The sequence below is a fragment of the Segatella sp. genome (genome assembly GCF_977051555.1).
Genome location: NZ_CDRSSE010000015.1, coordinates 1 through 20,884, shown reverse-complemented (window position 1 = coordinate 20,884; position 20,884 = coordinate 1). Strand labels below are relative to the sequence as shown.

The window sequence follows — 20,884 nt, the reverse complement described above, 5'->3', positions numbered from 1 at the left end:
AAGTTCAAAATAAAGAATGAAGTATTGGTTTATATTTTGCAAGACTGATCTCTTGCTCGAAAAGAAAGAAGACGGAACCTATACGATTCCTTGTTCAGAAGAGAGTCCAATCCCAACAAAGCCTTGGACTCACATTCTCAACATTACCACGATGGAAGACGGAACAGAGGTAAAGACCTTCACCATTCCTGAGCCCGTTACCGGCAATCCGAAGTACGAAATGTGCGGCTTGCGCCCTAGTTTCTACAAACTCTCTCCTGCCCTTTACCAGAAAGCAGGAAAGTGTCAGGAACTCAACTATTGGGACATGAATACCCAATTCTGCGGCGTTTGCGGAGCTCCGATGAAAATGGCAACCGACATCAGTAAGAAATGTACAGAATGCGGCAAACAGGTCTGGCCTTCGCTTGCCACAGCCATCATCGTTCTGATTAAGAAAGATGATCAGGTCTTGCTGGTACACGCTCGCAATTTCAAGGGAAATTTCGACAGTCTCGTGGCTGGTTTCGTAGAGACTGGCGAGAATCTGGAAGAGGCGGTTCATCGTGAAGTAATGGAAGAAACCGGTCTGACTATCAAGAACTTGAAATATTTCGGCTCCCAGCCTTGGCCTTATCCGAGCGGTCTGATGATTGGCTTCTCGGCAGAATACGTAGATGGAGAAATTCATCTTCAGAAAGAAGAACTCTCTCGTGGTAAATGGTTCACGAAAGAGAATCTCCCTATTCTCCCAGAGAAACTTTCCATCGCCCGAAAACTCATCGACGCCTGGCTGGCGGACAAACTCTAATAATGAGGACAAACTCTAAAAGTGAGGATAAACTCTAAAAAATGATGAAAGAGAAACTTTGGAATGCAAACTACATCAAGGTGATGACTACCAACTTTCTGTTGTATTTCGCCTTCTATCTGCTCACACCTTTGCTCCCTCTCTATCTGAGCGAAAATTTTGGAGCCACGAAAGATGTGATTGGAATTGTGCTGAGCGGCTATACGGTTGCCGCCCTCATCATTCGTCCGTTCAGCGGATATGTGGTTGACAGCTTTTCGCGCAAGAAGGTTCTGATGGTCTGTCTCACGGCCTTCGCCATCTTCTTTGCCGGCTATATTGCAGCCAGCACCATCCTGATGTTTGCCATCTGCAGAACCCTGCACGGAGGTCCGTTCGGAGCCGTAACGGTTGCCAACAGCACCTGCGCCATCGACGTTCTTCCGGCAAGTAGGAGAAATGAAGGAATCGGACTCTACGGACTGAGCAACAATTTTGCCATGGCAATTGCTCCATCCATCGGAATCTATCTCCATAATGCGGTAGACAGTTACATGATTCTCTTCTGGATAGCTTTCATCGTGGCGATTGCCTCAGTTGTGATTGCAGGAACCATCCGCCTTCCCGAAAAGGAAATCGTTAAGAACAAGGAGAAGCTTTCTCTCGACCGCTTCTTCCTGACGCGTGCCTGGCTCCTTGCCATCAACATCGCCATGTTCGGTTTCTGCTGGGGCGTTCTGAGCAATTATCTCGCAATCTACAGCAAGGAGGAACTCGGAATTACGGGCGGAACGGGCACTTATTTCGCCCTTCTTTCCATGGGTCTGTTCCTGTCAAGACTGCAGGGAAGAAAAGCTTTGAGCCAGGGCAAACTTACCCAGAATGCGGCCGAAGGAATGCTGCTTTCGCTTGTTGGTTTCATCATCTTTGTTGCCGTCAAGCACCCGGTAGCCTATTATCTTTCGGCTTGTCTTATCGGCCTGGGCAACGGTCATCTTTACCCAGCCTTTCTCAACATGTTTATTAATGTGGCTCGTCACGACCAGCGTGGAACGGCAAACAGCAGCATTCTTACAGGTTGGGATTTGGGCTTCGGAATCGGCTGTCTGCTAGGTGGAGTTGTGGCAGAACATTTCGGTTACAACGGAACATTCTGGATGGTTGCGATAGAAAATGCAGCTTCAGTTCTCCTCTTCTTTGCTGCCTCAAAACAATTCTTTGAGAAGAGACGGAGAGAATAAAAGTTGTTGACAAAAGAATAAATAAGACTATCCTCAATAGGTAATCATAAAGAAAACAGAAGATAGGATTAAGAAAAAAATTAATTGAACAAAAAAGAGCACTTCATCCGAGACAGAAGAAAGTCTCAGGCGAAGTGCTCTTGTTTTTATCTTACTTTTCTATATTAGAAAGGAAGATCATCTGCGCTACCACCCTCAGCTGCAGGAGCTGCAGGCTGAACTGGAGGGAATGCTGCAGTTGCACCATTAGCAGGAGCTGCTGGCTGAGCAGGAGCTACAGGAGCACCTACAGGAGGAAACGCACCTGGCTGCATTCCACCCATAGCACCAGCTACGGCGTTAGGATCAACACGCTGGATGTTCCAGGCGCGGATGCTATTGAACCAACGGCCCTGATACTCGTGAGCATCGATGTCGAAAGAAACCAGAAGTTCCTCACCACTCTGAATATTGAACTGAGCCAGACGGTCTGCTCCGAAAACATCAAAGCACAATTTCTTTGGATACTGCTCATGAGTTTCAATTACGAACGACTGAGCTTTCCACTCTCCTCTTGCAGAGACGCCGCTTCTTTCAGGCAAAACGGCAATAACCTTTCCTTGTAATTCCATATGATAATATTTAAAGTTTTTCCTTTGTTTAAAGGGTGTTTTTTTCTTTCAGACTGCGAAATTACTAAAAATAGTTCAAAAACTAGAACTTTTCTCCAATTATTTTTGCTTATCAGCGATATTTTTTGTATTTTTGTGCTCAATTAGGTGATATTGCCTAATTAAATTAAGGTGAAACAGAAAACAAAATAAAATTTAAATAAAATACTCATGAGATTTACAGTATCAAGTTCTGCATTGAGCAGCAAGCTCAACATGCTCGCAAAAGTGATTGGAAGCAAGAATTCGTTGCCAATCCTCGATTGTTTCCTTTTCCAAGTTGCTAACGGTGAAATGAGCATCACGGCTAGCGATAGTGATAATGTCATCAAGAGTACACTCGCTCTTACCGACCACGATGGAGAAGGTGAGTTTTGTGTGCCTAACCGCGTAATCCTCGATGCGTTGAAGGAACTGCCTGAGCAGCCTCTTCACTTCGATGTGGATGCTGCCGGAGAAGCCGTTGCCATCAAGATTGTTTACCAAAACGGTCTTTACAACTTCACAGGTCAGAGCGCAGAGGAATATCCTCGCACACAGAGTATGAACGATGCTTGCACCACCGTTTCTTTGCCTACAGAAATGCTGATCAACAACATTTCACGCTCGCTCTTCGCTACAGCCAACGATGAGTTGCGCCCTGTCATGAACGGTATTTACTTCGACCTGACAGCAGATGCTCTCGCTATCGTAGCAAGCGATGGTCACAAGCTGGTTCGCAGCAAGAACTTCACTATCAAGAGCGAATCTCCTTCAGCATTCAACTTGCCTAAGAAGCCAGCTTCTCTGCTGAAGAACATTCTGAGCAAGGACGGCGACGACGCAATCATCAAGTTTGATGACCGAAGCGCAGAAATCCAGTTTACTGACGGCGTTATGAGATGCAGACTGATTGATGGCCGCTACCCTAACTACAACTCTGTTATTCCAAACAACCCTAACGAGGTTACAGTAGACCGCAGAGGCTTGCAGAGTGCTTTGCGCCGCGTATTGCCATTTGCAAGCGAGAGCAGCCAGCTCATCCGTTTCCACATCGAGTCAGGCCGTTTCGAGGTTTCTTCTGAGGATATTGACTTCTCAACATCTGCAAAGGAACAGTTGTCTTGCGAATACAACGGCTCTCCTATCAGCATCGGCTTCAAGGGAAGCAGTCTGATGGAAATCCTGAGCAATCTCACCAGCGACAACATCATCATCCAGCTGGCAGACCCAAGCCGTGCCGGAATCATCGTACCAGCAGAACAGCCTGAGAACGAAGATATTCTGATGCTCATCATGCCTATGCTCCTTAACGACTAAAGGAGCACGGGCTTTCTCTGAAACAACAAAAAGAAAAGTATTTCTACAAAAATGAAACTCAATTTAACAAAGCCTCTGATCGTGTTCGACCTGGAGACAACGGGTCTTGACATGATCAAGGATCGTATTATACAGATTTCTTACATCAAGGTAATGCCTGATGGAACTGAAGACCGCAAGAACCTCTACGTAAATCCTTGCAAGGAGATTCCTGCCGAAGTAGTTGCCCTTACAGGCATCAGCAACGAAGATGTAAAAGATGCGCCAACCTTCAAGCAGCTGGCTGCCACATTAGAGAAGGAATTTACAGGTTGCGATTTCGCAGGCTACAATTCCAACCACTTCGATGTACCGATGCTCGCAGAAGAATTCCTGCGTGCTGGAATCGACTTCGATTTTAACAAGTGCCGTCTCATCGATGCGCAGACTATCTTCATGAAGATGGAACGCCGTAACCTGGCTGCTGCCTACAAGTTCTATTGCGGCAGAAAGATGGAGGAAGATTTCGAAGCTCATCGTGCAGATCAGGATACAGAGGCTACTTACCGCGTGCTCATGGGCGAGCTCGACAAGTATGCTCCAGGCGTGCAGGATGAACCTGAGCGCGTGCTCAACAACAACATGGATGAACTTGCCGATTTCTCTAAGCAGAAGGATAATGTAGATTTCGCCGGACGCATCGTTTGGGAAGAGGTAAAAGACGCCCAGGGCAACGTTGTAAACGATGAGAACGGAAATCCTTTGAAGCACGAAGTATTCAACTTCGGCAAATACAAAGGATGGGATGTGGCTGAGATTCTGACCAAAGATCCGGGTTATTTTACATGGGTCTTGGGAAGCGATTTCACCAACAATACCAAGCAGGTACTTACCCGCATCCGCCTTCGTGAATTCAACAAGAGAATGGGAAAATAATTGTTACCGGACTTTCGCAAGCAGTTGAAGAACAAACCTTGCGAAATTCGGATTTATTTCTTAACAGTTAGAAAAATTCATGTTAAAAGGAAAGAAAATCGTATTGGGCATTACGGGCTCTATTGCAGCCTACAAGTCTTGCCTCATCATACGAGGTCTCATCAAGCGCGGAGCCGAAGTGCAGGTGGTCATTACGCCTGCAGGAAAGGAGTTTATCACTCCCATCACCCTTTCGGCTCTTACGCATAAGCCTGTGGTAAGCGAATTCTTCTCGCAGCGCGATGGAACCTGGAATTCGCACGTAGACTTAGGTCTGTGGGCCGACGCCATGCTCATCGCTCCTTGCACAGCCTCTACCATGGGAAAGATGGCTCACGGAATTGCTGACAACATGCTCATCACAACCTATCTGTCGATGAAAGCGCCTGTTTTCATCGCTCCAGCCATGGACCTCGACATGTATAAGCATCCTTCTACCCAAGCCAACATGAAAACACTTCTGGGCTATGGAAATCACATCATAGAACCCGAAGTGGGATTCCTGGCAAGCGGACTGGAAGGAAAGGGACGCATGGAAGAACCTGATATTATCGTAGAATGCCTTGACAGATTCTTCGATGAACAGGCTCAGCAGAATGCAGAGACCGATGAAGCTGCATCAGAAAACTGCAAAGAAAAAGAAAGCGAAAAGCTCGATTTGAAAGGCAAGAAGATCATGATTACAGCCGGACCAACTTACGAAAAGATTGACCCGGTACGTTTCATCGGCAATTATTCTTCCGGCAAAATGGGCTTTGCCCTTGCTGAAGAGTGCTGCCGTCGTGGTGCTGAGGTTACGCTGGTTGCAGGTCCGGTTTCGCTCAGCTGTTCCGAAGCCATTCATCGCATCGATGTAGAAAGTTGCGAGGAAATGTACCAGGCTGCCACACAAGCCTTCGCCTCAACCGATGCTGCCATTCTCTGTGCTGCTGTTGCTGATTTCAAACCAAGCGAGATTGCAGACAGGAAAATCAAGCGCGAGAAAGATGATTTGGAACTCCGCCTCGTACCTACTCACGATATTGCCGCAGCCCTTGGCAAGATGAAACAAAAACATCAGCGAATTGTGGCTTTTGCCCTGGAAACCAACGACGAAGAGGCTAATGCACAGAAAAAGCGCAAAAAGAAAAACGCCGATTTCATCGTGCTTAACTCAACTCGCAATCCGGGAACCACATTCCGTACTGATGACAACCAGATAACGATTATTTCTGAAGAGGGTAAGAAAGAATATGAGAAGAAACCGAAAACTGAAGTGGCTCGCGACATTATCAACGAGCTGGCTCATCTCTTGTAGTCCCATCACATCAGCCGCTCAGGAGTTGCAGGCTAAGATTACCATCAACCATGCACAGATTCAGGGCACGGAAAAACGGGTATTCGATAATCTGCAGCAAACTCTTGAGCAGTTTGTGAACGACAGGCAATGGACGAATCTTCAATTCAGGAAGAACGAGCGCATCGTGTGCAACTTCAATATCACGGTAAGCAAGTATGATAAAGACCAGAATATCTTTACCTGCAAGGCGCTCATCCAGGCCAACCGTCCCGTCTACAATTCAGCCTATACGTCCACCTTATATAATAATGTGGATGAAAACTTCACGTTCAAGTTTGCCGAGTTCGATCAGCTGGAGTTTACCGAAGAGCGGATTGACAACCAGCTAACGGCTCTGCTCGCCTACTATGCTTACCTCATCATCGGTTTAGATCTTGACAGTTTTGCGCCTAAAGGTGGTGAAGACATTCTGCAACGTTGCATGAACCTCACCAACAACGCCCAGAATCTTGATTTTCCGGGCTGGAAAGCGTTTAGTGACAACAGAAACCGGTTCGCCATCATTTCCGATTATCTCGACGGAGCCATGGAACCTTTCAGAATGCTGCAATACAACTATTACAGAAAAGGGCTCGATGAAATGGCGAATAATGTGGAACGAGGCAGAACTGAAATCACCAACACCCTGCTCCAGGATCTGAAGAAGGCACGTACGGACAGACCGCTCAGTCTGCTGCCACAAATCTGGACCGACTATAAGAAGGACGAGCTTGCTAACATCTATCAGAAACATGGTACTCAGAAAGAGAAAGAAAGCATTTATGAGCTGCTCTTCTCCATCAATCCTTCTCAAAACTCATATTGGGACAAAATCAAGGAATAAGGCTACATACAGAATGAGTCGAGGCAACTTCTCGGATGATAAAGCAAAGATTCTTCCTAGGTAGGTTAAGTTCCTTTAAAACAATAAGATAAGAAAATATGCTCAAGCAATTATACATCAAGAATTTCACGTTGATTGACGAGTTGGACATACCTCTTTATCCAGGATTCTCAGTCATCACGGGCGAGACGGGTGCCGGAAAGAGCATCATTCTCGGAGCCATCGGATTGCTCCTGGGCAACCGTGCTGACAGCAAGGCCATCAAGGCAGGAAGAGACCGATGCGTGATTGAAGCCCACTTCGACCTGTCAAAATACGGAATGCAGGATTTCTTCGATGCTAACGATATTGATTATGATGCAGAAGACACCATCATCCGCCGCGAACTGACAGCTGCCGGAAAGAGCCGTGCCTTCATCAACGACACGCCCGTCCCCCTGAGCAAGATGAGAGAACTGGGCGAACAGCTCGTCGATATTCATTCGCAGCATCAGAACCTCCTACTGCAGAAGGAAGACTTCCAGCTCAGCGTGGTCGACATTATTGCCCACGATGAAAAGCAGAAGAAGGCTTATCTTGCCGAATACAAGAACTATAAAAAGGCTAAGCAGCAGCTGGAAGACCTGAAAGCAGAAATCGCAAAGAACAGGGAGAACGAGGAATTCATGCGCTTCCAGTTTAAGGAACTGGATGATGCAAACCTGCAGGAAGGCGAACTTGAGCAACTGGAACAGGAAGCAGAAACCCTGAGCCATTCTGAAGACATCAAGACTGCGCTCTATGAAGCAGATAATGCACTCTCGGGCGAAGACGGCAGTATTCTCGACAAACTGAAAAATGCAGCCCAGCAGATTGACAACATCAAGGAGGTTTATCCGGATGTGAAAGAGGTGGCTGAGCGAATGCAGAGCAGCTATATAGAACTCAAGGATATTGCCCAGGAAATAAGCGGAAGCGTTGACAATATAGAGTTCGACCCGAACCGGCTTGAAACCATCAATTCCCGGCTTGACCAGCTCTACTCGCTCCAGCAGAAATTCCATGTGGAAAATGTAGAGGAACTCATCGCCACTCGCGAGCGAATCAACGAACAGTTGCAGCACATAGATAATGGAGATGAAGACATAGAAGAGCTGGAAAAGCAAGTTGCCCTTCTGCTTGCCAAGGCTGAAAAGCTGGCTGGTGATCTGACTGCCATCCGAACGAAATCGGCTAGAAAGATAGAAGAAGAAATGAAGAAACGTCTCATTCCTCTGGGGATTCCAAACGTCCGCTTCGAAATTTCATTCTCCGCCAAGCCGCTCAGTTCTGATGGTGTTGACAAGGTCAATTTCCTGTTCAGCGCCAACAAGAGCACGCTTCTTCAGCCGGTGAGTCAGGTTGCTTCCGGTGGAGAAATCGCCCGCGTCATGCTTTCTCTGAAGGCCATGATCAGCGGCGCCGTAAAACTGCCAACCATCATCTTCGATGAAATCGACACGGGAGTAAGCGGTAAGATTGCTGAAAAGATGGCGGAAATCATGACAGAGATGGGCAACCTGAACCGTCAGGTTATTTCCATCACCCACCTGCCTCAGATTGCTTCCATGGGAACCCATCATTACAAGGTTCTGAAAGAAGAAACCGAAGAGGGAACTCTTTCTCACATGAAGGAACTCAACGAGCAGCAGCGTATAGAAGAAATCGCCCAGATGCTCAGCGGAAGCGACATTACGCCTGCTGCCCTGGCAAATGCTAAGGAGTTGCTCAATAAACACAAGCAACACAAATAAGATTATGAAAAAAATAAATATGATCATGATGGGACTGATGCTCGGAGCATCGTCCCTCTATGCCCAGCCGGGTTCGGTCCAGAAACTGGCTAAAAGCGTTTTCACCTTGACTACTTTCAATCAGAAAGGCGACATTATCGCCTCTACCCAAGGTGTTTTTATCGATAACAAGGGAACGGCTATCAGCACCTTCAAACCATTTGTCGGAGCTGTAAAGGCAAGCGTTGTTGACGCCTCCGGCAAATCGATTCCTGTTGAGGCCATCATGGGAGCCGACGAGCTCTACGATGTGGCTAAATTCCGCATCAACGCCTCTACAGTTGCTGCCCCTATCGCAACCAAGGAATCGGCTGCTGGCGACAAGGTCTGGCTGGTTCCTTATTCTATCAAGAAGCCGGCTTACCAGCAGGAGGACATCAGCAGCGTAGAGAAGTTCAAGACTACGTACAACTATTACATCTTCTCAAATAGTGCTCCCGAAAATGCAGTAGGTTGTCCGTTTGCCAACAAGAACGGCCAGGTCATCGGTCTGATGCACAGCAATGGTCAGGTAACTGCCATCGACGCCAACTACGCCAAGCAGCTGAAGGTAACCGGTCTTTCGAGTCTTGACGCAGCCCTTCGCCAAACCACCATCCGTACAGCTCTTCCTGATACAGAGAACGAAGCGATGACAATGATGACTCTGAAGAAGGGCCAGACTACAGCTGATGAGTATGCGAAATATAGCGATGAGTTTATCAGCAAATTCCCTACTTCAGCCTTCGGTTACAAGGAGAAAGCCACTTATCTGACGGATAAGGCCGAATATGATGCAGCTGCCAAACTGATGGAAGAAAGCATTAAGAAATCGGCTGCCAAGGATGAGGCTCATTCCAACTATGCCGACCTGATTTATCAGAAGATTATTTACAAGGGCGATTCTGTTTATAAGGACTGGACGCTTGATAAGGCCATAGCTGAGGCTCAGAAGGCATACGAAATCAAGGCTCAGCCTATTTACCGCCATCAGGAAGCGCAGATTAATTTTGTAAAAGGTGAGTATCAGAAAGCTTACGATACTTTCATGGATTTGACCAATACTTCACTTCTCAGCGGCGAACTCTATTTTGAGGCTGCCCAGGCTAAGAAGAATCTCAAGGCTCCAGCCAAGGAGATTGAGGTTTTGCTCGATAGTGCGGTAAGCGTTGGAAGCAAGACCGGAATGGTTGCGAATTATTATCTGGCACGTGGAGAATTTCTGAAGGAGCAGGGTGAATTCCGCCGCGCTATTCAGGATTATAATATGTACGATTCCATTGCCCGTCCTGTTTCGCCAGCCTTCTTCTACACCCGTTACCAATGCGAAACCAAGTTGCGCATGTGGCAGCCAGCCCTGCTTGATATTGCCCGCACCTGTTACCTGGCTCCTAAAGAGCCTACATATTTTGCAGAATGGGCAAGTCTCGACTTGCGTGTAAAGCGTTATGATGAAGGAATCAGCGCAGCCACCCATTGCATAGAGTTGGCTCCTGAATATGCTGACGGCTACCTTCTCTTAGGTCTGCTCCAGAAGGAGAAAGGAAATAAGGAAGAGGCCATCAAGAACCTGAAGAAAGCCCAGGAGCTCGGCGATTCCCGCGCTGGAGAATATCTCAAGAAAATGAAGTAATAATTTTAGTAATAAGTAAGAAAGTCCGTAGGCATTTTAACAGAACGCTTACGGACTTTCTTTTACATTTTAGTCATGTGGTAACCCAGCATTTTTAGCTCTACGGCTATTCCCATGAGGAACATCTGGTGAAGGGCGGCAACGAAACCCCGGAAGGCTTCCTCGCTTCCAGGCTGCAGATTCAGATGAATCAACTTGCTGTAAGAGCGCGAAGCACATTCTGCCACTACATTCGTAACAGCCTTATGCGCTTCCTCATTCAGCAGCAGAACCTTTTCGCAGATGTAATCATCCATGTGGTCGAAATCTATTCTGTCACGAAGATATTCATAATGATTCTCTACCTTGCTGTAGAGTTCCCAATCCTCATCCCAATACTTGGCAAGCGCCATTCCTACATACATGATCCAACCCAATGAAACCGTAGGATATTTGGCAAACTCGCGAATCGCATCAGGCAGATAACTCTCGCCTACTTTCTGCCACAGCTCTTCCAAATCCGGAGCTTCCGGCAAATGAGCATCTACCTTATCAATACCTAGCAGATATTGATAAAGATCTTCCTTGAAGACAGCTTCAAAATTCTTTTTCTCTTCCATTTATCTTTTCTTTTTCTAATATTTTTTTACTGAACTCTGCAAACCCTGATTCCTATTTGCACCGGATGTTTGTGCATGTAAGTATAAAGCGTCATCGGTTCATCAATCACCTTCTTGTGAATGCTACTGGCGTTGAGCAGATGCAATCCGTCTTTGTGCCAGGAAGCAATACCGATGTGGGTCGTGTCGAGACCCTTCTTGTTGGTAATGATGGCGATAATGTCACCATCGTGAATAGCGTTGCGGAAAACTGCCGTGTTGGCAATCTTGCCCTTCGGAACATAACGGTAACGCTTGCCATTCACACTCTGTTCCAGTTTTCTGATTCCCGATTTCCATTCCGGATGAGCCTTAAGCATCTTATAGCTCGAAACATGCGTACTCATCCAGTTGATGTTCACGGTCTGAACGGCCGAGAAAGGAGGATTGGGCGCAATATTCTTTACGATTCCCTCGCGCTCGTTTGCATCCATCCAAATCGTGAAATAATGCTGGCGCTTCACATAGGAAACCTCTCCGCCCACATAACGTACATTTCGGAGATGTTCACAGAAAGCCGAAAATGAAGTCTCGTTCTTCTTGGTGCACAGGGTGAGCGCCGTAACCATCTCTACGTATGTGGTGCAGTCCAGCTCACGGGTGTTCACGATGAGCACCTCTTCCTTCGTCCGGTCCAGCGTGCCGCCCACATAAGGAACGCCCGCCATCTGCTTGCCGAACCAGAGCATCCAACTGGCTGGTTTCTTCTTCATCGCCCTTGCCTGCTGCAGCAGTCCTACAATCCGCAGACTGTCCTGCCGCTGATAAACCACATTCACCCTGGCTTCTCCCGGAACAGCCAGCACGCAAGCCAGCACGACAGCTGCCATTTTCGTAAATATTTTCATCTCTTCTCTTTTTATATGTTAATGATGACGTTTCCTGCCGAAGTTCACACCCACATAAATATTGAGTGAGCCAAACGAATTGTTGGTAGAAAACTGTTTTTTCTTATAGTTGTAGGAATGGATGATGGTGCTGGCGCCCGCGTACCAATGCGTGTTGTTCCACACAATACCGAAGCGGCCTATTCCATCCAGGTTCACATTCTTGAAACTGAAGTTGGTAATGTCCAGATGTTCCCTTTCATTATCCGATTTCGAGCTGTTGTAAGCCACACCTACCGAGAGCGAAGCGTTGAAGAGCCAGTTCTTGGCGAAAACCCAGTTGTAAGCATAACCGCAGGTTACGTTCACATCGCTGTATTTCACCTTGCTGAACATCAGCGAACTGTCTATTTTGGCTTCCGGAGTTCCCCCGTTTGTCAGATTTTTGTTCAGCCGTTCATCTACAAGATTGGTCAGTTTATCCCAGTCCACCTCCAGTTCATGCTCCGTGTAACCGATTCCCAGAAGCATGGAACCGGCACTTCTCCGCTGCACCGTACTCTGCGAATAGGCGGCAGGATAAGAGAAGCGGCGATGGTTGAAGATGTAATAAAGATTGAATCCCTTGATGCTCGATTTGAAACCGTCGAAAGGAGCCTTGCGGATAGGGGCACAATCGATGTGTTCACCTAGATTCATCCGCTGAACATGATAATCATTTCCCGTCTGTCGCCAGAACAGGTCTATTCCCAGCAGACTGCTGTAGAGGCTCAGGTCAAACTCCTTTTTATTAGTGTGGTTATTCCTGAAATTAATGTGCTTCAGGTCGAACGTATAACCCAGAAACACCCATCGCCAGCCCAGATAAGGCCCCAGGCGGTAAGAAGGATCAGGCGAGAAGGAAATGCTCTGTCCTTCGCTGTTTCTGAGCGTATATTCCTCGTAGGTATTGGTGTTCTGCAGCATCACCGTATAATTGTAATGCTGGTCTTCGATATAAGCCGAATCCGTACTATTGAATTCTCTGAAGAACCGGGTGAACACATCTCCCACCTGATGGAAGAAGGTTTTGCGATGGCGCTCTTTCACGAGGCTGTCCTGGGAATTGGACATGAACATAGTCTTGTTGAAGAGCGTTCCCAGCATGGTAGAATCCACGGGCTCCCCAGCCCTTGCCGAAGTGCAGGCAAGGGAACAGATAAATCCTACTATACAGAAACATCTCTTCATAACTTACGCTCTAATCCTGATGATGATTTTGTAAAAAATCAGTTCTTCCACAATACTCGGTCCAGCACCCAGTTGACAGCCGTAGCCGAAACGCTGGTACAGTCGCATTTTCCTATTCCCTGCAGATGCTGAATCACACTCTTGATGAGCGGCAGCTGCACATAAGGCGGATTCGGAACCGTAATCAAGTTCTTTCCTTCGCTCGTAATCACTTCTATCGGCTGGTAAGTGAACACCGAAAATGAGAGCGAACCTTTCTCGCCAATCACCTCGATGCAGTCTTCCTTCGCACTCTCATGTCCCACGAAGCACCAGCTTCCGCTGCCCGGAATTCCGCTCTCAAAGAAGAAGCACGCTGAGAGCGTATCTTCAGCCTGATAAAGATGCGCTCTGTTGGCAGGATAGCCGTGCGCACGGGTAATCACACCAAACAGATTCTGGAGCAAATCTATCTGATGAGGAGCCAGGTCGTAGAAATAGCCGCCGCCCGCAATATCCGGCTGCAGTCGCCAAGGCATTTCCTTGCCGCTCTGAAAGTCGAGATCGCGCGGAGGAACCGAGAAGCGCACCTGAACATTCACCACGTTACCGATGGTTCCGCTCTCGATAATCTCCTTTACCTTCTGGAAGTAAGGAAGATAACGGCGATAGTAAGCTACGAAGCAGGGAACACCCGTTTGCTCGCTGATGCGGTTGATGCGGATGCAGTCGTTGTAACTCGCTGCCAGCGGTTTCTCTATATAGCAGGGTTTGCCCGCATGCATCGCCATGATGGCGAAGGTGGCGTGAGAAGAAGGTGGCGTGGCGATGTAAACAGCATTCACATCGGGGTCTTCTATCAATTCCGATGCATCCGTGTACCATTTGCGCACATGATGGCGCTCAGCATAGCTGCGTGCCTTGTTCTCGCTTCGGCTCATCACAGCCACCACCTGCGAACCCTCCACTTCGTTGAAAGCCGGTCCGCTTTTCTTTTCGGTTACTTCTCCGCAGCCGATAAATCCCCAATTAATCTGTTTCATTCTCTGTTGGTTTATTCTCTCCCGAAAGATTATTCTCCGGCGAGCGATTTGTTGATTTCGTCAATATAGTCGAGCACCTCGTCGCGTCCCATCTTCTTTTCACTACTGGTAATGAAATAAGGTGGAAGTGCTTCCCAGCGGTCTTCCAGCGCATGCATCCATTTCTCCGCATTCATGCGAGCCTTGACCGGACCCAACTTGTCGGCCTTGGTAAAGACGATGCAGAAAGGAACGCCACTCTCGCCCAGCCAGTCTACAAACTCGCGGTCTATCTTCTGCTGGTCGTGGCGCACGTCGATGAGCACAAAAACATTAGCCAACTGCTGGCGCTGCAGAATATAACTGCTTATCATTTGTTCCAGTTGCTTCTGTACGGTCTTCGAACGCTTGGCAAAACCATAGCCAGGAAGGTCAACCAGATACCATTCGTTGTTGATAATGAAGTGGTTGATAAGCAGCGTCTTACCCGGTGTGGCCGAAGTTTTAGCCAAACTCTTGTGGTTGCAGAGCATATTGATGAGGCTCGATTTTCCCACATTACTTCTGCCAATGAAAGCATATTCAGCCTTCGTATCTTTCGGACACATGCTCACTCGTGGAGCCGATATTGTAAATTCTGATTTCTTAATTTCCATTCTTTCTATTTTCTTTTATAAATGTTTATTATTAACGGCCGCACATCACTAATCATAAAGTTCAATGTTCAACACTCAAAGTTCAAAGTCTAGAGCATTTCAGCCAGTTCCAGCCATCTCATTTCCTTCTCATCAAGTTCATCCTTGATTTCAGGCAGGCGTTTGCTTTTCTCCGTCAGTTCCTCAACCGATAGATTTCCGCTGCAGAGTTCCTCTTCCAGCTTCTTCTGTTCCTCGGTCAGCGCATCTATTTCCTGGGTCAGCTGCTCATATTCGCGCTTCTCCTTGTAGCTCATCTTGCGCTTGTTCTCAAAGTTGGCGTCGCGCTTTGCCGTGCCAGCTCCGTCGCTTTCTGCCGTTGCATTTCCGCTCTTTGCCGGTTTCGCCTGTTCCGCCTCGTCCTTCGCCTGCATCCGGCTCCATTCCCTGTACTGCGTATAGTTGCCTGGGAAATCCTGTATTTCGCCTTCGCCCTTGAAAACCAGCAGATGGTCTACTACCTTGTCCATGAAATAGCGGTCGTGGCTCACCACGATGACGCAACCCGCAAAATCCTGAAGATATTCTTCCAGTACCTGCAGCGTCTGGATGTCGAGGTCGTTGGTCGGCTCGTCCAGCACCAGGAAGTTCGGATTCCTCATCAGCACCGTACAGAGGTAAAGCTTGCGCTTCTCGCCGCCGCTCAGCTTGTAAACGTAGTTGTGCTGCTCCTCGGGCGTAAAGAGGAAGAACTGCAGAAACTGCGAAGCCGTCATGTGCTTGCCGCCCAGATCTATGTAATCGGCAATCTCCGTAATCACGTCAATCACCTTCTGGTCTTCACGGAATTTCAGTCCCTCCTGCGAGAAATAGCCGAAGCGAACCGTCTCGCCGATGTCAAACTTGCCGCTGTCGGGCTGAACCTCGCCCAGCAGCATCTTGATGAAGGTCGATTTTCCCGTTCCGTTATTACCCACAATACCCATCTTCTCGAAGCGGGCAAAGTTGTAGTAGAAGTTGTCGAGAATCACCTTCTTTTGTCCCCTGTCGTCGAAAGCCTTGCTCACATACTGGCATTCAAAAATCTTCGAACCTATATAAACGGTAGAAGCCTTCAGCCTTACCTGTCGGTCTTCTATGCGCTGCTTCGCCACCTTCTCCAGCTCGTAGAAAGCATCCTCGCGGTATTTCGCCTTGTGTCCGCGAGCCTGAGGCTGGCGGCGCATCCAGTCGAGTTCTCTGCGGTAGAGATTCTTCGAGTGCTGAATTTCGGCTCTCAGATTGTCCATTCTCTCCTGCCTCTTCTCCAGATAATAGGCATAATTGCCGCGGTAGGTGTAGATGGTGCGGTCGTCGAGTTCCAGAATCGTATTGCACACCTTGTCCAGGAAGAATCGGTCGTGCGTAACCATGAAGATGGTCTTGTTGCCGCGGTTCAGATAACCTTCCAGCCACTCTATCATCTCCAGGTCCAGATGGTTGGTCGGCTCATCCAGCATCAGGAAGTCGGGTTCCGTAATCAGCACATTCGCCAGCGCCACTCGCTTCTGCTGTCCGCCGCTGAGCTGTCCCATCGGCTGTTCCAGGTTGGTAATGTGCAGCTGTGTGAGAATCTGTTTCGCCTTCAGCACCTTCTCCGGATCATCCTCATGATTGAAGCACGCCTGCAGCACACTTTCCTCCGGATCAAACTGCGGCGACTGCTCCAGATAGCCCACCTTCAAGTCGCGTCGGTAGATGATATCTCCGCTCTCGTGTCCCTCTTTATCCATCAGCACCGACATGAGCGTAGACTTTCCCGTGCCGTTTCTCGCCACGAGTCCCACTTTCTGTCCTTCAGCAATAGAGAAGGAAATATTATCAAAAAGAACCTGTGCACCAAAGCGTTTGGTGAGGTTTTGAACGTCTAAATAGGGTATTTGACTAGCCATTTTTATTTTTTTTGTGCAAAGATAGGCAAAATATTTGGCAGAAACAAATTTTTTAATTATCTTTGCACACGAATTTATCAATCAATACCGTGTTTCCATTCAGAAACGCGACATTTCAGAAAGAAAATCATTAATATACAATATATAATATATGTATAGCAAAGAAGAATTACAAGCAAAGAGTGTCGTTCAGTTGAAGGACATTGCCAAGGAACTGGGAGCCAAGGTAAAGAAGAGCGATAACAAGGGAACTATCGTCTATGCCATTCTCGACGCCCAGGCAGAACAGCCAGCTCCTGAAGCAGCTCCTAAGCGCAAGCGCACCCGCATTGCAACCAAGAAAGAAGACCGTGTTTATTCCGTACACGGTAATGAAGGAGAGAATTTCGACGTGCAGAAGAACCAGGTACTGGGTCCTAACGGCGGCGAGACTGCTCCTCAGGCTATGAACGAAACTGCCCCAGCCCCAGCGGTTGAGGAAGAAATCCAGTTCAGCCCGGCAGAGCAGAGTTTACAATCATCTGCCCAGAAGCAGACTCTAAACCAATCAGGCGAAGACATCGAGGCTCAGGTACTTGCCAACTTCCCGAAACACCGCGGCAGAAGAAGCAAGGCTGAACTCGAAGCCATTGCAGAAGCCAGAGCAGCTGCCATCAGAAAGCATCAGGCGGTAAAAGCCGAGATAGAAGCGCAGATGGCGAAAGATGCACAGGAGACGGCTAACCAGCAGGCTGCTACTGAGGCAGAACAGCCGGAAGAGGCAACAGCCGATAACCAGCAGACTGCTCCTGAGCAGGCAGCACCTGAGCAAGCTGCCGTTCCTGAAGAGCAGTTCTCTGCAGGAAACGCTGAGAGCGCTAACATCAGCGGCGATTTGCAGGCGATGCTCCAGGCTAAGATGAATGCACAGAACGCAGCAGCAGTTCCAGCTCCGGCAGCCGCTCCGGCTCAAGCTGAGGAGGCAAAGGAAGAAGTTACTGAAAAAACTGCAACCGATAAGAAACCGGAGTCAGCTCCTATCCACTATACTGAAGGTATGAAGGTAGAACTCGATGCAGACGGAACCTGGAAGGGTGATCCGGGCGATGGAACCGATTTCATCCCGGTAGTCGACATTCCTATCGAAGACCAGGCTGCCATTCCTACTGTCGACATCTTCGACCGTCCTACCACTCCGCAGACTTCTCACCAGCACACACCTGCTGCTGCCCCTGCAGCCAAGAACAAGCAGGAAGCACCAGCCTACGATTTCAGCAATCTCGTGAAATCCAACGGTGTGCTCGAAGTGATTTCAGAGGGCTACGGATTCCTGCGCAGCAGCGATTACAATTACCTTTCTTCACCGGACGATGTTTATGTAGCATCCAGCTTCGTCAAGAAGTTCGGTCTGAAGACTGGCGATGTCATCGAGTGCAAGGTGCGTCCGCCTCACGAAGGCGAGAAATACTTCCCGCTCACCAGCATCATCAAGATCAATGGCCGTGACCCGTCAGAGGTTCGTGACCGTGTTCCTTTCGAGCACCTCACCCCACTCTTCCCTGATGAGAAGTTCAATCTCTGTGGCGACCGCCGCACCACCAATCTCAGCACCCGCATCGTAGACCTCTTCTCGCCAATCGGTAAGGGTCAGCGTGCGCTCATCGTGGCTCAGCCTAAGACCGGTAAGACCATCCTCATGAAGGATATTGCCAACGCCATCGCAGCCAACCATCCTGAGGCTTACCTCATGATGCTGCTCATCGACGAGCGTCCTGAGGAGGTTACCGACATGGCACGCACCGTGAATGCAGAGGTTATCGCCTCTACCTTCGACGAGCCAGCAGAGCGCCATGTCAAGATTGCCGGAATCGTGCTCGAGAAGGCTAAGAGAATGGTAGAATGCGGACACGATGTTGTCATCTTCCTCGATTCCATCACTCGTCTCGCCCGTGCCTACAACACCACAGCTCCTGCATCTGGTAAGGTGCTCACCGGTGGTGTAGATGCAAACGCCCTCCAGAAGCCTAAGCGTTTCTTCGGTGCTGCGCGTAACATCGAAGGCGGCGGTTCGCTCACCATCATCGCTACAGCCCTCATCGATACAGGTAGTAAGATGGATGAAGTCATCTTCGAGGAGTTCAAGGGAACAGGTAACATGGAGTTGCAGCTCGACCGCTCACTCAGCAACAAGCGTATCTTCCCTGCTGTCAACCTCATTTCTTCGTCTACCCGTCGCGACGATCTGCTGCAGGACAAGACAACGCTCGACCGCATGTGGATTCTGCGCAAGTATCTGTCCGACATGAATTCTATCGAGGCGATGAGCACCATCCACAAGAATATGCAGCATACTCGCAACAACGACGAGTTCCTGCTCTCTATGAATTCATAACCCCTCATCCGGGTTTAACCATATCTGAATATCCGGCAAAAGGCTCCGTTCATCGGCAGTCTTTACTAGATATAAAAGAAGAGAGATTTGAAAGAGAAGGGCAAGTTCCATTTTCGGGATTTGCCCTTCGTGTTTTTTACTGTTTAAAATCATTAAAAAAATATCGCATTTCATTTTTTATTCGTATCTTTGCTAATCTTAAACTCAGAGGGTCGCAAAGCCCTAATATAAATAATGTATAACTTAAAATCAAAAGAACCATGAGCAAATATTTTGCAGAATCAGAATTGATTATCAATGAAGACGGAAGCTGCTTCCACCTTCATCTTCGCCCGGAACAAGTGGCTGATAAAGTAATCCTCGTTGGCGACCCAGGTCGCGTAGCCCTCGTAGCCTCCCATTTCGATGAGAAGGAATGCGAAGTTTCAAGTCGGGAATTCCACGCCATCACCGGCACATATAAAAGCAAGCGAATCACCGTGCAGAGCACCGGGATAGGATGCGATAACATCGATATCGTAGTCAACGAGCTCGATGCACTGAAGAACATCGATTTCAAAACCCGCACCGAGAAACCTGAGCACACCACGCTCACCCTCGTGCGCATCGGAACCTGCGGCGGACTGCAGCTCAACTGCCCAGCCGGAACCTTCGTAGCCTCGCAGAAGAGCATCGGTTTCGACGGACTCATCAACTTCTATGCCCGCCGCAACGAAATCTGCGACCTCGAAACAGAGGCAGAATTCAAGCGCCAGGTAAAATGGAACGACCAGATTGGCAATCCATATTGTGTAAACAACGACCCAGAACTGCTGGAGAAGATTGCCGGCGATGATATGGTGCGCGGAATCACTATAGCCTGTGGCGGTTTCTACGGTCCTCAGGGCCGCGAACTCCGCGCTCCTCTTGCCGACCCGGAACTTAATCAGAAGATTGAAGCATTCGAGTATAACGGTCTGCGCGTCAACAACTTCGAGATGGAAAGTTCAGCCCTTGCCGGTCTTTCCCTTCTCCTCGGTCATAAGGCATTAACCTGCTGCATGGTCATCGCCAACCGCCGTGCCCTCAGCGCCAACACCGGCTACAAGAGCACCATCGACAATCTCATCAAGGTTGTATTAGATAGAATTTAAACAATAAAAAATGAATCAAGAAGAATGTATCTGCGCCCTGGCAACCCCAGCCGGCGGTGCTATCGGAATTATCCGACTCAGTGGCTCTAACGCCATTACCATCACCGACAAAATCTTCCAGTCTGCCAACGGCAAATCCCTGGAAGAAGCCAAACCCTACACCCTGCATTATGGAGAAATCAAGGATAAGGATGGCAACACCATCGATGATGTACTGGTAAGCGTGTTCCGTGCACCCTACAGTTATACAGGCGAGAATTCTACCGAGATTTCCTGTCACGGCAGCCGGTACATTCTTCAGCAGGTTCTCCATCGCTTTACCGAGGTAGGATGTCGCCAGGCAGAACCGGGCGAATACACTCGCCGTGCCTATCTCAATGGTAAGATGGACCTCTCCCAGGCAGAAGCCGTTGCCGACCTCATCGCCTCTACCAACAAGGCAACCCACAAGATGGCGCTCAGCCAACTGAAGGGTCATTTCAGCAATGAGCTCTCCCTCCTTCGCGAAAAATTATTAAAGATGACTTCACTCCTGGAACTGGAACTCGACTTCAGCGACCACGAAGAGTTGGAGTTTGCCGACCGCAGCGATCTCCAGGCACTTGCCGAAGAAATCAACC

18 protein-coding genes are annotated in these 20,884 nt (G+C 48.4%); 11 read left to right on the top strand and 7 right to left on the bottom strand.

The genetic code is table 11. The features are described 5' to 3' along the window. Positions 1–16: 16 nt before the first annotated feature. A complete protein-coding gene (gene nudC / locus ACWJAO_RS05515; RefSeq protein WP_288574508.1) occupies positions 17–790 on the top strand; it encodes an NAD(+) diphosphatase in 774 nt (257 codons plus the stop codon). A gap of 44 nt (positions 791–834) precedes the next feature. Next, positions 835–2,010 (top strand): MFS transporter, encoded by a 1,176-nt coding sequence (locus ACWJAO_RS05510; protein WP_287597602.1) that lies wholly within the window; start codon positions 835–837, stop codon positions 2,008–2,010. A gap of 164 nt (positions 2,011–2,174) precedes the next feature. Here the strand turns inward: ACWJAO_RS05510 and ACWJAO_RS05505 are convergent, their stop codons facing one another. Beyond that, a complete protein-coding gene (locus tag ACWJAO_RS05505) occupies positions 2,175–2,621 on the bottom strand; it encodes a DUF3127 domain-containing protein (RefSeq protein WP_117727805.1) in 447 nt (148 codons plus the stop codon). Positions 2,622–2,831: 210 nt separating this feature from the next. On the opposite strand from ACWJAO_RS05505, the gene dnaN reads away from it, so the two are divergent. The 6 genes from dnaN to ACWJAO_RS05475 all read left to right on the top strand — a co-directional run bounded on the left by dnaN (position 2,832) and on the right by ACWJAO_RS05475 (position 10,498). Next, positions 2,832–3,959 carry a DNA polymerase III subunit beta gene (gene dnaN, locus ACWJAO_RS05500; protein ID WP_022120654.1) on the top strand — a complete coding sequence of 376 codons (1,128 nt, stop codon included), beginning with the start codon at positions 2,832–2,834 and terminating at the stop codon, positions 3,957–3,959. Between the two features lie 51 nt (positions 3,960–4,010). After that, complete coding sequence (locus ACWJAO_RS05495; protein WP_022120655.1) at positions 4,011–4,874, top strand: 3'-5' exonuclease; 864 nt, start codon at positions 4,011–4,013, stop codon at positions 4,872–4,874. 79 nt (positions 4,875–4,953) lie between these two features. Next, positions 4,954–6,210 (top strand): bifunctional phosphopantothenoylcysteine decarboxylase/phosphopantothenate--cysteine ligase CoaBC, encoded by a 1,257-nt coding sequence (gene coaBC, locus ACWJAO_RS05490; RefSeq protein ID WP_449139532.1) that lies wholly within the window; start codon positions 4,954–4,956, stop codon positions 6,208–6,210. Next, positions 6,146–7,075 carry a type IX secretion system protein PorD gene (gene porD / locus ACWJAO_RS05485; RefSeq protein ID WP_228113213.1) on the top strand — a complete coding sequence of 310 codons (930 nt, stop codon included), beginning with the start codon at positions 6,146–6,148 and terminating at the stop codon, positions 7,073–7,075. Before coaBC ends, porD begins: the two co-directional genes overlap by 65 nt. Before the next feature lie 98 nt (positions 7,076–7,173). After that, on the top strand, positions 7,174–8,847 hold the full coding sequence (gene recN, locus ACWJAO_RS05480) for a DNA repair protein RecN (RefSeq protein WP_118415299.1): 1,674 nt from the start codon (positions 7,174–7,176) through the stop codon (positions 8,845–8,847). A 4-nt stretch (positions 8,848–8,851) separates the two neighbouring features. Continuing rightward, positions 8,852–10,498 carry a tetratricopeptide repeat protein gene (locus tag ACWJAO_RS05475; RefSeq protein ID WP_144153217.1) on the top strand — a complete coding sequence of 549 codons (1,647 nt, stop codon included), beginning with the start codon at positions 8,852–8,854 and terminating at the stop codon, positions 10,496–10,498. A gap of 62 nt (positions 10,499–10,560) precedes the next feature. On the opposite strand, the gene ACWJAO_RS05470 is transcribed toward ACWJAO_RS05475, so the two are convergent. The 6 genes from ACWJAO_RS05470 to ACWJAO_RS05445 all read right to left on the bottom strand — a co-directional run bounded on the left by ACWJAO_RS05470 (position 10,561) and on the right by ACWJAO_RS05445 (position 16,760). Beyond that, a complete protein-coding gene (locus ACWJAO_RS05470) occupies positions 10,561–11,097 on the bottom strand; it encodes a hypothetical protein (protein ID WP_153080092.1) in 537 nt (178 codons plus the stop codon). A gap of 26 nt (positions 11,098–11,123) precedes the next feature. Continuing rightward, positions 11,124–11,984, bottom strand: a complete 861-nt coding sequence (locus ACWJAO_RS05465; protein ID WP_449139531.1) for an N-acetylmuramoyl-L-alanine amidase-like domain-containing protein — start codon at positions 11,982–11,984, stop codon at positions 11,124–11,126. 18 nt (positions 11,985–12,002) lie between these two features. Then, a complete protein-coding gene (locus ACWJAO_RS05460; protein ID WP_144153360.1) occupies positions 12,003–13,076 on the bottom strand; it encodes a DUF4421 domain-containing protein in 1,074 nt (357 codons plus the stop codon). A 155-nt stretch (positions 13,077–13,231) separates the two neighbouring features. Then, the gene (locus tag ACWJAO_RS05455) at positions 13,232–14,215 is read right to left on the bottom strand and encodes a Gfo/Idh/MocA family protein (RefSeq protein ID WP_144153223.1); all 984 of its coding nucleotides are present in this window, start codon (positions 14,213–14,215) and stop codon (positions 13,232–13,234) included. Between the two features lie 29 nt (positions 14,216–14,244). Beyond that, a complete protein-coding gene (yihA, locus tag ACWJAO_RS05450) occupies positions 14,245–14,850 on the bottom strand; it encodes a ribosome biogenesis GTP-binding protein YihA/YsxC (protein WP_449139530.1) in 606 nt (201 codons plus the stop codon). A gap of 89 nt (positions 14,851–14,939) precedes the next feature. Next, on the bottom strand, positions 14,940–16,760 hold the full coding sequence (locus ACWJAO_RS05445; protein ID WP_119229018.1) for an ABC-F family ATP-binding cassette domain-containing protein: 1,821 nt from the start codon (positions 16,758–16,760) through the stop codon (positions 14,940–14,942). 151 nt (positions 16,761–16,911) lie between these two features. Between ACWJAO_RS05445 and rho the strand changes: the two genes are divergently transcribed. From rho to ACWJAO_RS05430, 3 genes are all read left to right on the top strand, one after another. Next, positions 16,912–19,131 carry a transcription termination factor Rho gene (rho, locus tag ACWJAO_RS05440; RefSeq protein ID WP_449139529.1) on the top strand — a complete coding sequence of 740 codons (2,220 nt, stop codon included), beginning with the start codon at positions 16,912–16,914 and terminating at the stop codon, positions 19,129–19,131. A 260-nt stretch (positions 19,132–19,391) separates the two neighbouring features. Beyond that, positions 19,392–20,264 (top strand): nucleoside phosphorylase, encoded by an 873-nt coding sequence (locus ACWJAO_RS05435; protein WP_449139528.1) that lies wholly within the window; start codon positions 19,392–19,394, stop codon positions 20,262–20,264. Between the two features lie 10 nt (positions 20,265–20,274). Further along, positions 20,275–20,884: tRNA modification GTPase (locus ACWJAO_RS05430; RefSeq protein ID WP_449139527.1), on the top strand; the 610-nt coding region annotated here is incomplete at its 3' end.